Origin of the sequence: Stenotrophomonas sp. STM01 (genome assembly GCF_014852135.1) — a bacterium.
Taxonomy (GTDB): domain Bacteria; phylum Pseudomonadota; class Gammaproteobacteria; order Xanthomonadales; family Xanthomonadaceae; genus Stenotrophomonas; species Stenotrophomonas capsici.
Genome location: NZ_JACVBA010000001.1, coordinates 567,516 through 582,702, shown reverse-complemented (window position 1 = coordinate 582,702; position 15,187 = coordinate 567,516). Strand labels below are relative to the sequence as shown.

Annotated in this window: 10 protein-coding genes; 9 read left to right on the top strand and 1 reads right to left on the bottom strand. The window is 67.8% G+C overall.

The window, feature by feature from the left end; genetic code table 11:
- Window positions 1–43 precede the first annotated feature (43 nt).
- The 9 genes from IB227_RS02670 to IB227_RS02630 all read left to right on the top strand — a co-directional run bounded on the left by IB227_RS02670 (window position 44) and on the right by IB227_RS02630 (window position 14,065).
- A complete protein-coding gene (locus IB227_RS02670; RefSeq protein WP_192286205.1) occupies window positions 44–1,957 on the top strand; it encodes a FimV/HubP family polar landmark protein in 1,914 nt (637 codons plus the stop codon).
- A gap of 10 nt (window positions 1,958–1,967) precedes the next feature.
- Complete coding sequence (locus tag IB227_RS02665; protein ID WP_132864366.1) at window positions 1,968–2,327, top strand: VOC family protein; 360 nt, start codon at window positions 1,968–1,970, stop codon at window positions 2,325–2,327.
- A 44-nt stretch (window positions 2,328–2,371) separates the two neighbouring features.
- Window positions 2,372–3,145 (top strand): tRNA pseudouridine(38-40) synthase TruA, encoded by a 774-nt coding sequence (truA, locus tag IB227_RS02660; RefSeq protein ID WP_192286204.1) that lies wholly within the window; start codon window positions 2,372–2,374, stop codon window positions 3,143–3,145.
- On the top strand, window positions 3,142–3,801 hold the full coding sequence (locus IB227_RS02655) for a phosphoribosylanthranilate isomerase (RefSeq protein ID WP_132864364.1): 660 nt from the start codon (window positions 3,142–3,144) through the stop codon (window positions 3,799–3,801). The genes truA and IB227_RS02655 overlap by 4 nt, the downstream gene beginning before the upstream one ends.
- 216 nt (window positions 3,802–4,017) lie before the next feature.
- A complete protein-coding gene (locus IB227_RS02650; RefSeq protein ID WP_192286203.1) occupies window positions 4,018–4,701 on the top strand; it encodes a hypothetical protein in 684 nt (227 codons plus the stop codon).
- Window positions 4,701–6,701, top strand: coding sequence for a hypothetical protein (locus IB227_RS02645; protein ID WP_192286202.1), 2,001 nt, complete (start codon window positions 4,701–4,703; stop codon window positions 6,699–6,701). Before IB227_RS02650 ends, IB227_RS02645 begins: the two co-directional genes overlap by 1 nt.
- 139 nt (window positions 6,702–6,840) lie before the next feature.
- Entirely contained in the window at window positions 6,841–12,186 is a 5,346-nt protein-coding gene (locus tag IB227_RS02640; protein WP_192286201.1) for a DNA repair ATPase, read from the top strand.
- On the top strand, window positions 12,179–12,901 hold the full coding sequence (locus IB227_RS02635) for a hypothetical protein (RefSeq protein ID WP_192286200.1): 723 nt from the start codon (window positions 12,179–12,181) through the stop codon (window positions 12,899–12,901). The genes IB227_RS02640 and IB227_RS02635 overlap by 8 nt, the downstream gene beginning before the upstream one ends.
- Window positions 12,902–12,970: 69 nt before the next feature.
- Entirely contained in the window at window positions 12,971–14,065 is a 1,095-nt protein-coding gene (locus IB227_RS02630; RefSeq protein ID WP_192286199.1) for a toxic anion resistance protein, read from the top strand.
- A gap of 144 nt (window positions 14,066–14,209) precedes the next feature.
- On the opposite strand, the gene IB227_RS02625 is transcribed toward IB227_RS02630, so the two are convergent.
- On the bottom strand, window positions 14,210–15,100 hold the full coding sequence (locus IB227_RS02625) for a LysR family transcriptional regulator (RefSeq protein WP_192286198.1): 891 nt from the start codon (window positions 15,098–15,100) through the stop codon (window positions 14,210–14,212).
- Window positions 15,101–15,187: the final 87 nt, after the last annotated feature.

Here is a 15,187-nt window from a genome sequence, read left to right as displayed (position 1 = left end):
AGCCGTTATATTTGCCGCCATGAAACTTTGGGGCAGGGGCGTGATGCGCTCATTACAAGGCGTGCTGGTTCTCATCCTGGCGCTGTTCAGCAGTGCCGCGATGGCCTTGGGACTGGGCAACATCCGCGTGCTTTCCAAGCCGGGCCAGCCGTTGGTGGCCGAGATCCCGATCATTTCCAGTGATCCGGGCGAGATCGAGAACGCGCATGTCGGGCTGGCGTCGCCGGCCACGTTCGAGCGCGTGGGCTTGCCGCCGCCACAGGGGCTGGTCAACGAGCTGCAGTTCACCTTCGCGCAGGACCGTGAAGGCCGTTCGGTCATTCGTGTGACCAGCGCCACACCGGTGGACGCGCCGTCGGTGGGCTTCCTGATCGAAGTGGATTGGGGGCAGGGCCGCCTGGTCCGTGAGTATTCGGCCCTGGTCGCCGCGCCGGAAACAGCCACCGCGCTCGCCGAGCCGGTGATCGAGGCCCCGGCCGCCGCGCCGTCCAACCTGATTGCGCGTGAGCCCGAACCGCTGCCGGAAGCCCCGGCCCCCGTGCCGGCGCCTGTCGCGTCGCCGGCCCCGACACCCGCTCCCGTGCCTGCACCCGCGGCGGTCGCGGCGCGTCCAGCGGTGCCCGCTCCGGCGATGCCGGCGCAGGGCGGGCTGGCACCGGTGCGCCGTGGCCAGACCCTGTCGCAGATCGCCGGCGAGCTGTCGCGGCAGAACGGCGTGTCGATGAACCAGACCATGGTGGCGCTGCTGCGTGCCAACCCGGAGGCCTTCATCCGCGGCAACATCAACCTGCTCAAGCAGGGCGCGGTGCTGCGTACCCCGGCGCAGGAGGAACTGGCGCGGGTCGATGCCGCCCAGGCGCGGGCCATCGTCCAGGAACAGACCGCGCAATGGCGGCAGGCGCGTGCGGCGATCCCGCAGCCGGCCATCGCCGATGCGGCGGCCCCGGCGGCATCGCCGTCCGCCAATCCGTCCGCCGCCGCGGCCAGCAATGGCGCACGCTTGGAAATCGCGCCGGCCGTGGCCGGTGGGCAACAGACAGCAGGAATGACGACCGGGCTCGATGCCGGTGGTGAGGGTGACATGTTGGCAAATGAACAGTTGCGTCAGGCCAAGGAAGACCTTGCCACCCGTGATGCGGAGTTGCAGGAACTGCGTGAGCGCGTCGGTGAGCTGGAAAAGCTCAAGGCACAGCAGCAGTCGCTGATCGCGATGAAGGACTCGGACCTGGCCGCTGCCCAGCAGCGCCTGGCCGAGGCCTCCAAGCGTGAGGGCGGCAGCTCGCCGATGTGGCTGTGGTTGGGCCTGGCGCTGGTGGTGGTCGCCGGCCTTGGTTGGTGGTTGGCCCGTCGCCGCAAACCCTCGCCGCTACCGGCGGCCCCGCGCGGCGGGTTCGACGTCGATGCATTGGCGGCCACGCTGCCGGTGGCGGGCGCCGCAATCGCGGCCGGCGAGCCAGCCGAGGCGGACCCGTTGGATGATGAGGATGTGGCCGAGGTGTCCTTCGAGGAAGCGGGGCGGGACGACGTTGCCGAGGCCCTGGCCGTTGTCCAAGCCCCCCAGGTCGTCGAGCCCTCGCCGTATGACGAGCCGATGCCGGCCTGGTTGAAGCCGACCGCGCCGGTGGTCGCGCCTGCGGAGGTCGTGCCGGAGCCGCGCAACGAGCCCAAGCCGGTGCTGCTGTTCGAGGCGTCGCGCCAGTTCGACCGGCCGGCGCTCGAGACGCCGGCGTCCCCCGAGCCCAGCGCCCGTGACGAGGCTGGCTGGCTGGCCGGCGACATGGCCGCGGTGGCGCCGCTCAATCCCGCGCCGGCCGGCCGCGAGCGGCTGGAACTGGCGATCGCGTACCTGGACCTGGGCGATGCCGAGACCGCGCGCACCCTGCTCAACGAGGTGGCGGTCGGCACCGACCCCAAGGCGCGCGCCGAAGCGCTTGAACTGCTGAACCGACTGGGCTGAGGACACCGCCATGAAACGTGAGCAACGCATCGACTACGTCGAGTTCGCCTCGCGCGACCCGGCCGCCAGCCGCCGTTTCTTCGAACAGGTGTTCGGCTGGACGTTCGAGGACTACGGCCCGGACTACACCGCCTTCGATGACGGCGGCTTGCAGGGCGGCTTCTTCCGCGGCACGCCGTCGACCAGCGAGGCGGGGTCGGCCCTGGTGGTGCTGTATGCCGAGCGCTTGGCGCCGCTGCAGGCCACGGTGGAAGCGCACGGCGGCAAGGTGGTCAAGCCGGTGTTTACCTTCCCGGGCGGGCGCCGTTTCCAGTTCATCGAGCCGGGCGGCAACGAGCTGGCCATCTGGTCCGAGCGCGACAGCGACTGATCCATCGCGCCCGGCCGCGGCGACTGCAATCAAGAGGTTCAAACATGCGATACGCGCTGGGCGTGGAATACGACGGCAGCGAGTTCAAGGGCTGGCAGCAGCTCGGCGAGAGCGGCTGCGCCAGCGTGCAGGCCACCTTGCAGGACGCGTTGTCCTCGGTGGCCGATGCGCCGATCAGCGTGGTCTGCGCTGGCCGTACCGATGCCGGCGTGCACGGTGAATGCCAGGTGGTGCACTTCGACACCGAGGTCAGCCGTGCCCCGCGCGGCTGGGTGCTGGGCACGACCACGCGGCTGCCGCCCTCGGTCTGCGTGCGCTGGTGCGTGCCGGTGGTGGATGCGTTCCATGCCCGCTTCTCGGCCAGGGCGCGTCGCTACCGCTACCGCATCCTCAACCGCCAGGTGCGGCCGGCGCTGTACCGCCAAACCCTGAGCTGGGAGCGCCGCGCGCTGGATGCCGATGCCATGCACCGCGCCGGCCAGGCGTTGCTGGGCGAGAACGACTTCAGCGCGTTCCGCAGCGCCCAGTGCGAGGCCCTGCATGCGCGGCGCGAACTGCAGGCCATCTCGGTGCGGCGCCTGGGCGAGGTGGTCGAGGTGGAAGTGCAGGCCAATGCGTTCCTGCACCACATGGTGCGCAACATCGTCGGCTCGCTGCTGATGGTGGGGGCCGGCGAGAAGCCGGAGGGCTGGATCGGCGAGGTGCTGGCGCTGCGTGACCGCAACCAGGCCGGGCCGACAGCGCCTGCGCAGGGCTTGGTGTTCGTCGGGCCGTTGTATCCTGAACACTGGCATCTGCCGGCAGAGGTGACGCTGTGAGTCGTACCTTGTTCCGTACCCGCATCAAGTTCTGCGGCATGACCCGGGCCGGCGACATCCGCCTGGCCAGCGAATTGGGCGTGGACGCGATCGGCTTCATCTTTGCCCGGTCCAGCGCGCGCCGCGTGGCACCTTCCGAGGCGCGGGCGATGCGCCAGGCCATCGCGCCGATGGTGGACGTGGTCGCCTTGTTCCAGAACAACAACCGCGAGGAAGTGCGTGAGGTGCTGCGCGCGGTGCGGCCCACCCTGCTGCAGTTCCATGGCGAGGAAGACGACACGTTCTGCCGCAGCTTCAACATGCCCTACCTGAAGGCGATCGCCATGGGCGGCGATGCCGAGGTCACCGCGCGCGGGTTGCAGCAGCTGTACCCGCATGCGGCCGGCTTCCTGTTCGACAGCCACGTCAAGGGCGGCAGCGGCGGCAGCGGGGTGGCCTTCGACTGGTCGCGGATCCCGCCCGGCGTGCATCGTCCCTACCTGTTAGCCGGCGGGATCACCCCTGACAACGTCCATGACGCGGTGCTCGCGACCCAGCCGTGGGGCGTGGACGTATCCAGTGGCATCGAATCGGCGCCCGGCCTGAAGGACGGCTACCGGATGCGCCAGTTCGTCGAGGAAGTGCGGCGCGCGGACGCGCAGCCGGCGCAGGACTGAGTCATTGCAATTGGCTGAATGGCCGCAGATGCCGGCGACGGCACGCACATTCCCGATGAAAACCGTGGACCTGGTCGTTGTCGTCACGGCAATTCCCTTATCATCGGGAAATCGGCGAAAGCACGGATGCCGGCGGATGGGGAACCACGCGTATCACTTCAGGCAAGGAGTGCAGGGCGGTCCGCACGGCGGCCGGGTGCCACAAGGAAAGGGTGCATGGCGGAATTCTTGGAAGTAGCGCTGTCCTATCCGACGCTGCCTTACAGCGTCGTACTGTGTTTTGCCGTCATCTATTGGCTGCTGGCTGCGACCGGCATCGTCGACGACGGGGGCATCGGTAGTGGCGATGGCGCGGATTTCCACTCCGGTGACGCCGGCGCGACCGGGCTTGCGGGCATGTTCGCGCGCATGGGCCTTGGCGGGGCGCCGACCATGCTGGTGGTCCTGCTGCTGGCATTCTTTGGCTGGTCAATCACCTACCTGGTGCAGTTGTTCTTCCTGCAGCCGTTGCCGGCGTTGCTGCGCTGGGGCGTGGGCACGGCAGTGGCAATCGCTGCCTTGGTCCCGGGCGCCGCGGTGTCGGCATGGGTGCTGCGCCCGATCCGTCGTTTCCTGATGAAGCTGCGCGCGGTGCCGCAGGAATCCATCCTCGGCAAGGCCGGGCGGGTCTCCTCGCCGGAAGTCACCGCCGAGCAGGGCTACGCCAGCGTCGACGATGGCGGTGCCGGCCTGATCCTGCAGGTGCGTGCGCAGCCGGGCAGTCGTTTCGTGCGCGGTGACCGCGTGCGCCTGGTCCAGTATTTCCCGCAACACAATCATTATCTGGTGGTTGGCGAAGCCGACCTGCCAGCGTTGGACGTTTTCATTCCCCAAGTATCAGGCGACAAGGAGAAGCACTGATGAGTTTAGCTGCGCTGGCCCCGTTCATTATCGGCGTGGGCATATTGCTGGTATTCCTCCTTGGCCTGGCCGGGTTGTTCAAGGCGTTCTACAAGAAGGTCGACCAGGGTACCGCCCTGATCGTCAATGACATGAGTTCCACGCCGAAGGTGCATTTCACCGGCGCGCTGATCATCCCGGTGCTGTACCGCGCCGAGCTGATGCGCATCAGCCTGATCACGCTGCAGGTGGACCGCCGCGGCAAGGAAGGCCTGATCTGCCGCGACAACATGCGCGCCGACATCACCGTGGCGTTCTACCTGCGCGTCAACGAGACCCAGGCCGACGTGCTGCGCGTGGCCAAGGCCATCGGTGCCGACCGCGCCTCGGACAAGCATGCGGTGGACGAGCTGTTCAACGCCAAGTTCTCCGAAGCGCTGAAGACGGTGGGCAAGAAGTTCGACTTCACCCAGCTGTTCGAGAAGCGCCAGGAGTTCCGCGACGAGATCATCGCGGTGATCGGCAATGACCTCAACGGCTATGCGCTGGAAGACGTGGCCATCGACTACCTGGAGCAGACCCCGAAGTCGCTGCTGGACCCGAGCAACATCCTCGACGCCGAAGGCATCCGCAAGATCACCGAGCTGACCGCCGCGCAGAACGTGATCACCAACGAGCTGGCGCAGAACGAGCGCTTGGCCATCACCAAGAAGAACGTCGAGGCCAAGGAAGCGACCTTGGCGCTGGAGCGCCAGCAGGCCGAGGCCGAGGCGCGCCAGAAGCGCGAGGTGGACACCATCCGTGCCCGCGAAGAGGCCGAAACCCTCAAGGTGCAGGAAGAGCAGCGCCAGCTGTCCGAGAATGCCCGCATCGAGGCGCAGCAGCTGATCGACATCCGCGAGCAGAACCGCCTGCGCGAGGTGGAAGTGGCCGAGCAGAACCGCCAGCGCGCGGTGGCCATCGAGGTCGAGCGCGTGGCCCGTGCACGCCAGCTGGAGCAGGTCACCACCGACCGCGAGGTGCAGCTGCAGGGCGTGGAGCGTGACAAGGTGGTCGAGCAGGGCAAGATGGACGTGGCCAACATCACCCGCGAACGCATCTCCATCGACAAGACCGTGGCGCAGGAAGAAGAACGCATCAAGGAAGTGCGCCAGGTGTCCGAGGCCGACCGCCTGAAGCAGGTCGCCATCCTCGAGGCCGAGGCTGAGGCGCAGGAAGCCCTGCTCAAGCAGGTCAAGGAAGCCGAGGCCGCCGAAGCGGCGGCCAAGCACCGCGCGGTGGAGATCACCACGCTGGCGCAGGCCGAGTTCGACGCGGCCGGCAAGCAGGCCGAGGCCAAGAAGGCCCTGGCCGAAGGCATCCGTGCCGAACGTGCGGCGCCGGGCCTGGCCGATGCGCAGGTCAAGGAAGCCGGTGCGCTGGCGATCGAGAAGGTCGGCATCGCCGAGGCCCGCGTGGTCGATGCGATGGCCGATGCCAACTTCAAGCAGGGCAGCGCCGAGGCCAAGGTGCTGGCCGAACAGCTGGCCGCGCGTGCGAGCGGCGAAGAGCAGATGGGCCGTGCCAAGGCGACCGCCGCCGAGACGCTGGGCCTGGCCGAAGCCTCGGTCATCGAGAAGAAGCTGACCGCCGAGGCCGAGGGCCTGACCCGCAAGTTCCAGGCGATCGATTCGCTGGGCGAAACCGCGCGCGGCCACGAAGAGTTCCGCATGACCCTGGACACCAGTTTGAAGCAGGCCCTGGCCACGCTGGACGCCGGCAAGGAAATCTCCAAGGAAAACGCCGAGGTCATCGCCAGCGCGCTGCGCAATGCCGACATCGACATGGTCGGCGGCGACGGCGGCATGTTCGAGAACCTGGTCAAGGCGGTCTCGCTGGGCAAGTCGATCGAAGGGCTGACCGACAAGAGCCCGATCGTGCAGGACCTGATGCAGCGTTACCTTGGCGTGGACATGAGCGCACGCGGCAAGCCGGCCCGGCGCATCGCCAATGAAGGTGCCGCGGAAGCGGACGCCGGCTGAGTGAGTACGTCCCTGCGCGGCGCGGCCGCGCGGGGGCGCAACCGGGGCCGTCCGCCAACAGCGGGCGGCCTGCGTGGATGATGGCGCGCACGGTCCGCCGACGCGGTGGCCGGGCGGTTGCCATGGCAGGGAACAATCGATGGCCGATACAAACCAGGAGGCCGCCGTCAGCGACGCCGGCTCCATCGCCGATCAGGCAGTCGCCCAGGGCGGTGCCTACGAGGTGCTGCGCAAGCGCCTGAGTGACCAGGGCGCGCGTTTGCGCCAGGTCGTGGACGTGCTGAACCAGCGGCGCCTGCAGGAGTTCGGCGACAGCCGCATGGAGGTGATCGGGCGCTTCCGCATCCGCACCGAGAACAACTGCGTCGGCCGCGACATCGTGCAGGTCGGTGATGACCTGCTGCTGTTCGGCTACAACGTGTTCATCGGCTTGAAGACGCAGACCCGGGTCGAGGACGTGTTTGGCCTGTACCGGCTGGTGGAAGGCGCCGAGGGCTATGACGTCACCCCGGTCGACCTGAAGAGCAGCTTCCTGGCCCAGCCGGGCTTCGTCCACGATTTCAACGAGCTCTATGCCTATTACAAGCACGCCCGGCTGCTGCAGCTGATCGTGCGCGACGGCAAGCTGCTGGCGGCGTTCCAGATCGGCGAGCGCAGTACCGACGTGCGCGTGTTCCGCTGGGCGGTCGCGCCCGGGGGGGAGCTGACCTACATCGATGCGCGCGGCGAACGTGACATCGCGCTGCCGCCGCCGTTCGACTTCGAGTGGACCCGTGCCAGTCGCGACATGCTGGTGACCGGGCGCTTCCCGCACCTGAACATCCTGGACACCATCTTCGTGGAGACCACCGGTGGCGACCTGACCATCAAGGTGGAGAACAACACCGAGACCGGGCAGGGCGTGTACAGCGAGCCGGTCGAGGACAGCACGCAATCGGTGGACGATGCCACCATCGATTTCGCCCAGGTCGGCTCGCTGATCCTGCTCAAGGTGCAGCCCTACCGCGAGGACACCTGGCGTGGCCTGATCTACAACACGTTGACCGGCAAGGTGGTGCGCAACGACGCCATCGTGCAGGCCTGCGTACAGCTGCCCGATGACCACGGCATCATCTTCCCGGGCGGCTATTACCTGCAGAACGGCGAGCACAAGGCCTTCGATGCCTCGATGCAGGGCATGCGCTACAAGCGCTCGATCCGCTCGCCCAACGGCGAGGACATGCTGTACATCTTCTACGAACGCGAGGCCGGCAAGTCGGCGCTGTTCGTCTACAACAGCATCCAGCGCGCATTGCAGAACCCCGTGTTCGGCCTGGGCTACGCGTTCCTGCGCGATGGCCGCATGGTGCTGTTCAACGCCGAGAACCAGGAGCCGACCCGCATCCATCCGATGCAGGTCTGGCAGACGCCGTTCAGCAGCGACGAGTTCGCCGCGCACCGCCCGGCCGGCACCAGCTTCATGGCCCGCATCGGCAACGCCGAGCTGGTGCGTGGCATCTCCAACCTGCTCGATCTCGGCCGCGAGATCGACAGCCGCGAGGTGTCGCTGACGCGCTATGAACTGCTGACCCACAACGCGCGGCGCCTGTTCGACGCACACCACTGGCTGGATGACGCCAACTGCGAGGGCGCGGCTACCTTGCTGCGCGAGATCAGCGCGACCGGCGAGTCGATGCTCGACGAGTACGAGAAGGTCGAGAGCATCCGCAAGCAATCGGCGCAGGCAATGGCCGAGGTCACCGGGCAGCACAAGGCGCTGCTTGGCCGGCTGCAGCCGCAGAACTGGTCGAAGATCGGCGAGTTCGTCGAGGCGCTGGGTGAAATCGGCAAGCTGCGCGGACGGTTGTTGACCGTGCGCGACTTCCGCTACGTGGACGTGCCAGCCATCGATGCGATGAATGCCTCGTTGCAGGAAGCGCATGACCGCGTGGGCGCTGCGACCGGCCAGTTCCTGGGCAGCGACAAGGCATTGCAGCCGTTCGTCGAACGCCTGCAGGCGCTGGATGGCACCGCGCAGCAGGCGCAGACCGCGCGCCAGCTTGCCGACCAGATCGAGCAGATGCAGGGGATGTCCGGCGAGCTGGACATGCTGTCCGAGCTGATGGCCAGCCTGAAGGTGGATGATGCCGCGCAGCGCACCCAGGTGGTCGAGGCGATTTCCGGCATCTACGCCAAGCTCAACCAGGCGCGTGCGCGTGCCGACCAGCGTCGCCGTTCGCTGGGCTCGGCCGAAGCCGTGGCGCAGTTCGGCGCGCAGTTCTCGCTGTTCAGCCAGGCCATCACCAGCGCGCTGGGCCTGGCCACCGACCCGGAACGGGCCGACGAGCAGCTCTCGCGCCTGATGGTGCAGCTGGAGGAGCTGGAGAGCCAGTTCGGCGAGCACGAGCAGTTCCTGGGCGACATCCTGAGCAAGCGCGAGGAATTGCTCGACACCTTCGAGTCGCACAAGCAGACCCTGCTGGACGCACGCCAGCGCAAGGCGCAGTCGGTGCTGGACGCGGCCAACCGCATCCTCGATGGGTTGGCCAAGCGTACCGAACGCTTTGCCAGCGTCGATGAGCTCAATGCGTTCTTTGCCGGTGATCCGCTGATCCTGAAGCTGCGCGAGCTGGCCGACCGGCTGCGCGAGTACAAGGACAGCGTCAAGGCCGATGACGTCGAGGCCCGCCTGAAGGGCGTGCGCGACCAGGCAGTGCGGGCATTGCGCGACCGCAGCGACCTGTTCGAGGGCGGCGGCAACGTGATCCGGCTCGGCCGCCACCGTTTCAGCGTCAATACCCAGCCGCTGGACCTGACCATCCTGCCGCGTGGTGACGGCCTGGCCGTGCACCTCACCGGCACCGATTACTACGAGTCCATCGTTGATCCGGAGCTGGAGGAGCTGCGCGACTACTGGCCGGTGGCGCTGGATTCGGAGTCGCCCGCGTTGTACCGCGGCGAGTACCTGGCCGGGCTGGTGCTGGATGCGGCCCTGCGCGGCAGCGATGGCCTGAGCCTGGAGCTGCTGCAGCGCGATACCGCGCAGCCGGAGGCGCTGGGCAAGCGTGTGCGCGACTTCGCCGCGCCGCGGTACCGCGAAGGCTACGAGAAGGGCATCCACGACCACGACGCCACCCTGATCCTGCAGGCACTGCTGCCGCTGTACCAGAACGCCGGCACGCTGGTGCATGCCGCCGCGCCGCGTGCGCTGGCGGTGTTGTTCTGGGCGCGCGAGGGCAAGCGCGAGGATGTCAGCCAATGGGCCGAGCGTGCCGCCGGCGTGTTCGCCATCGCCCGCTTGTTCAACGCGCGCGAAGGACTGGATGCGCTGCGCCAGGAAATCAGCAGTGCGCTGGACGCTTTCCAGGCCGAACACCAGTTGCCGTTCGATGCCGCCATCGCCGGTTTGGCCGGCGACTACCTGCTGGCCGAACTGGCCAGCGGCGAGCCGACCTTCGGCTTCAGTGGCTATGCACGGCAGTTGCAGGCCGGCTTGCGCGAGCAATTGCAGGCGGCCGGGCAGGCCGATGCCTTCGACCGCAGCCTGCAGCGGCTTTCCAAGCGCCTCTCGCTGCAGTGGGCGCAGGTGGTGCAGTGGTTGAACGCCATGTGCAGCCAGCCGAAGTTCGCGGCGCTGGCGGGCTATGTGCCCGAAGCGGCGGCGATGTTGCTGGGCGAGCGGGCGCTGCGCAGCCAGGTCCGCGAGGTGACCCTGATCGCCGATGTCACCGGTCTACTCGGCGAGCATCCACGCGTGCGCGAGGGGCACCTGCAGCTGTCGGTGGACGATTTCCTGCAGCGTTGGCAGGCCCACCGGCGCCAGTTCCAGCCTGGCTTCGAGCGCTACCAGGCGCTGCGCCAGCGCATCAGTGCGCGTGAACGCGATGCATTGCGCTTGAGCGAGTTCCAGGCGCGGCCGTTGAGTTCGTTCGTCCGCAACAAGCTGATCAACGATGTCTACCTGCCCATCATCGGCGACAACCTGGCCAAGCAGATGGGCACGGTCGGCGAGAACAAGCGCAGCGACCTGATGGGCCTGCTGATGATGATCAGCCCGCCGGGTTACGGCAAAACCACGTTGATGGAATACGTGGCCAACCGGCTGGGGCTGGTCTTCATGAAGATCAATGGCCCGGCGCTGGGCCACGAGGTGCGTTCGCTGGACCCGGAGCAGGCCCCGGATGCGACCTCCCGGCAGGAGCTGCTCAAGCTCAACCTGGCGCTGGAGATGGGCAACAACACGATGCTGTATGTCGACGACATCCAGCACACCCACCCGGAGTTCCTGCAGAAGTTCATCTCGCTGTGCGACGGCACCCGTCGCATCGAGGGCGTGTGGAAGGGCCGCACCAAGACCTACGACCTGCGCGGCAAGAAGTTCTGCGTGGTGATGGCCGGCAACCCGTACACCGAGTCCGGCGAGGTGTTCAAGGTGCCGGACATGCTGGCCAACCGCGCCGACATCTACAACCTCGGTGATGTGCTGGGTGGCATGGAAGACGCCTTCAAGCTCAGCTACATCGAGAATAGCCTGACCTCCAGCCAGGTGCTGGCACCGATGGCCACGCGTGACCTGGCCGACCTGTACGTGCTGGTGGACAAGGCCAGCGGCAAGGAGGTGTCCACCAATGCATTGAGCCATGCCTACAGCGGTGCGGAGATCAACGAGATCGTCGCCACGCTGGAGCGGCTGATGCAGGTGCGCGAGGTGGTCTACCGGGTCAACCAGCAATACATCGCCAGCGCGGCGCAGGCGGACAAGTACCGCGTCGAGCCGCCGTTCAAGCTGCAGGGCAGCTACCGCAACATGAACAAGCTGACCGAAAAGATCTCGCCAGTGATGAATGCCGCCGAGCTGCAGCAGCTGGTGTCCGACCACTACCTGGGCGAGTCGCAGCTGCTGACCAGTGGTTCTGAAGAAAACCTGCTCAAGCTGGCCGAACTGCGCGGCGTGCTCGATGCCGCGCAGCAGGCGCGCTGGGAGCAGATCAAGCGCGACTTCATGCGCGACAAGGCGATGGGCGGTGACGACGCCGACACCGGCGCCCGCGTGGTCGCGCAGTTGGCCGACATCGCCACCGGCCTGCAGGGGCTGCGGGTCGAGGAACCGCAGGTGGTTGCCCCGGTTGCGGCCGCCGAGGAAGCCCCATGGGCGCGGATCGTCGACCTGCTGCAGGCGCTGGCCGCGCGTCCGCCGGCGGTGGTGGAGGCACCTGCGGTCACGCCGGCGCAGCCACCGGACCTGACCCCGCTGCTGCAGGCGCTGGCCGCCACGCAGGCGCGGCAGGGACAGGTGGGCGATGCGCTCGCCGGCCTGGCCACGCAGTTGCAGGAGTGGTTGGCGAAGGAGGGTACCGGCAAGGCGGCGACCCCGCGCGTGCGCCGCGCACGCACGCCCGAGGAAAAAGCGCTGGACGAAGCACTGATGCGGCACTTCTACGGTGGCAGCGTGGTGGTGCCGGGCCAGCAGGGCAGCCAGGCCAAGCCGTCGCCCGACGATGCCTGAGTCCGCGCTCGTCGCCCTGCCGCCGCCCCCGGACCGGTCACGCCAGGTGGACGATCCGCTGGAGGCGGCCGGCTTTGGCAACGAGGTGCTGGCAGCGGCGGAGCGGCTGATCGGCCCGCCGCAACGGGCAACGGCCGCGCAGCGGCTGGTCGATGAGATGGCCAACATCCAACTGGCATTGCAGGCCACGGACGTGGCCGCATTGCGGCGTTCGGCAGGCCTGATCGGCCGTTTGCTGGGGCGCGATGTCGAGGCACAGGAGCGCGCCGAGCAGTTGGCCGAGCAGTTGGACATCTGCCTGCTGCGCGCCGATGCCGAGCTGCGCGGCCTGCAGCGGGACATGGTCGCCCAGCAGCGGCAGGCGGCGCGGGTGGACGTGGCGGTGACCGCCATCGAGCAGTGGGCCGACGCCGGCGAGGCCATGCCGGCGCCGACGCAGGAAGCCGTGCAATTGACCCTGCAACGGCGCCTGCAACACCTGCGCGGTGTGGCTCGGTTGCGCCAGATCGAGGCCGACCAGTTGCACCTGCTGCACGCACAGGGCCTGGAGCTGAGCGAGCGCTACCAGCGGATCCGCGACGTGCTGCTGCCGGTATGGCGGCAGCAGGCGCTGGCGGTCAGGGCCGCGCAGATGCCGGCGCGGCTGCAGCAGGCGGCCGACAGCCAGGCGCGCATCCTCGACGAGGTGGCGGCCATGCAGGCTAGACTGCGCTGAGTGAATCCCGGTTTCTGATGTTGGTTGGCGCGGCATGGCCCGCGCATCTACACCCAAGGAGAGTTGCTGATGACGCAGGACAATATCCCGGTGCCGAGCGGCCCCTCCACCGAAGTGGATGCCGGCATGCTGGTCGCGCTGGGCCTGAGCGACGCCGACCGCCCGCAGATCGCGCAGGTCGTGCGGACCCTGGATGACATCAGCCCGGGCAACCTGCACGTGTTCGGCCGCGAGGCGGCGGGCAAGAGCGCCGCGTTCTCAACCCAACTGCTGGACCACGTGCGCAACCGCGACCTGGACGCCTCCGGCGACAAGCTGGGCGAAGTGGTGCGCATCGCCCGTTCGCTGAAGCTGGACAGCCTTCAGGAACGCTCGAAGGTGCCGGTCATTGGCGGGTTGATCGACCGCATGCGCGCCTCCAAGGGCGAGCTGGTGCAGAAGTTCAGTGACACCAACCAACAGATCGAGCAGTTGATGCGCGACGTCGGTACCCAGCAGGCACAGATGGGCCAGCGCGTCGGCGAGTTCGACCGCATGCATGCCATCGTCCGCGACGAGCGGCAGAGCCTGGGCATCCATATCGCCGCCGGCAAGCAGCGGCTGTCCGGGCTGCAGCAGGAGCTGCAGTCGCTGGTCGGGCTGGAAGACCCGCAGTCGCGGATCCGCCGCGGCGAGATCGACAACGCGGTGCGCCTGCTCGACAAGCGTGTCGGCGACCTGACCGTGATGCAGCACGCGGCCGACCAGTCGCTGCCGATGATCCGGCTGATCCAGGCCAATGCGATCCAGCTGATCGAGAAATTCAACACCGTGCGCGACATCACCATCCCGTCGTGGAAGCGCCAGTTCGCGATCCAGTTGTCGCTGGGGGAACAGAAGAACGCGGTGGAGTTGTCCAATGCCATCGACGACGCCACCAACGAACTGATGCGCCGCAATGCCGACCTGATGCGGCAGACCTCGGTGGACACCGCCAAGGCCAACCAGCGCGCCGTGATCGACGTGGCCACCCTGCGGCATGTGCACGAGCAGCTGATCGCTACGGTGGAGGAGGTGCGCAACATCCATCGCGAAGGCATGCAGCAGCGCCAGCAGGCCGAAGTGGAGCTGGCACGTTTGCGCGAGGACGTGCAGCAGCGCCTGGCCCAACCCACCCAAGGCTGACCCACTGGTAGCGGCCTCGGCCGCGACGCAAATGCGGATCCGGGTGTCGGCAGAACCAGTGCCAGCCGGGAGGCTAGGGATGCGGCTCCGGCGAGCGGTCGATGGGTGTCGGTTTCGCGGCCGAGGCCACGCCTGCGACGGGTGTCAGGCCAGTTGGCGTTGCAGCCATGCCGAGAGTGCATCCACCCGCGGATCGTCCCCGTTGCCAGCCGTGCACAGTGCCCAGCTGCCTTCGGTATCGACGAAGCCCCACGGGGCGATCAGCCGGCCATTGACCAGATCCTCGGCCACCAACGGCTCGGGTGCGATGGCAATGCCGATCCCGGCCACCGCCGCTTCCAGCTGGTAGTACAGGTGTTCGAATCCGGTGCCGTAGCGCAGTTGCCCGGGGTCAAGGTCATTCAGCGCCGCCCAGGTCGGCCAGGCCTGTGGGCGCGAACGGGTATGCAGCAGCTCGTGCGACAGCAGCGTCTCCAGCGGTTGCCGTGCCAGCGCATGTGCGCCGATCAGTGAAGGGCTGAATACCGGGCCGATCCGTTCGGTGGCCAGGTGATGCACCTGCCAGCCGGCCGGCCACGGTGCCTGTCCCAGCAGCAGGGCTGCATCCATGCCTTCCAGGCGGGGAGGGAAATCGCCGTCCTGTGCGGCCAGGTGCAGAGTCAGCCCGGGCAGGTCGCGTTGCAATGCCTGCAGGCGTGGGATCACCCAGCGCGCCAGCAGGCTGCCCGGGCAGCCCAGCACGAACGCGGCGTTGCGCGCCGGCCGGCGCAGGGCCGCCACGCAATCGCGCAGTTGGGCGAACGCGCCGGAGGTTGCTTCGAGCAGGCGATGACCGGCGGCGGTTGGACGGATGCCGCGGCCGTCACGCTCGAACAGGGTCACGCCCAGCTCCTCCTCCAGGGCCCGCAGCTGGCGGCTGACCGCGCCATGGGTGACGTGCAGCTCGGAGGCGGCATGGCTGACGCTACGCAGGCGGGCGGCGGCCTCGAAGGCACGCAGGGCGTTGAGCGAGGGCAGGATGGCAGGATCTTTCATGTGAGTTTTTCTAACACATGACCCAGAAAGAATCGATTTTTATGTAACAAGGGCTGCGTTAGAGTGCAGGCCTGTTCCTCGTTGCCT

Excerpts from the sequence above, each read along its gene's own strand:
- IB227_RS02670 (WP_192286205.1), top strand. The coding sequence starts at position 44 with ATGCGCTCATTACAAGGCGTGCTGGTTCTCATCCTGGCGCTGTTCAGC.
- IB227_RS02665 (WP_132864366.1), top strand. The coding sequence starts at position 1,968 with ATGAAACGTGAGCAACGCATCGACTACGTCGAGTTCGCCTCGCGCGAC.
- truA (WP_192286204.1), top strand. The coding sequence starts at position 2,372 with ATGCGATACGCGCTGGGCGTGGAATACGACGGCAGCGAGTTCAAGGGC.
- IB227_RS02650 (WP_192286203.1), top strand. The coding sequence starts at position 4,018 with ATGGCGGAATTCTTGGAAGTAGCGCTGTCCTATCCGACGCTGCCTTAC.
- IB227_RS02645 (WP_192286202.1), top strand. The coding sequence starts at position 4,701 with ATGAGTTTAGCTGCGCTGGCCCCGTTCATTATCGGCGTGGGCATATTG.
- IB227_RS02640 (WP_192286201.1), top strand. The coding sequence starts at position 6,841 with ATGGCCGATACAAACCAGGAGGCCGCCGTCAGCGACGCCGGCTCCATC.
- IB227_RS02635 (WP_192286200.1), top strand. The coding sequence starts at position 12,179 with ATGCCTGAGTCCGCGCTCGTCGCCCTGCCGCCGCCCCCGGACCGGTCA.
- IB227_RS02630 (WP_192286199.1), top strand. The coding sequence starts at position 12,971 with ATGACGCAGGACAATATCCCGGTGCCGAGCGGCCCCTCCACCGAAGTG.
- IB227_RS02625 (WP_192286198.1), bottom strand. The coding sequence starts at position 15,100 with ATGAAAGATCCTGCCATCCTGCCCTCGCTCAACGCCCTGCGTGCCTTC.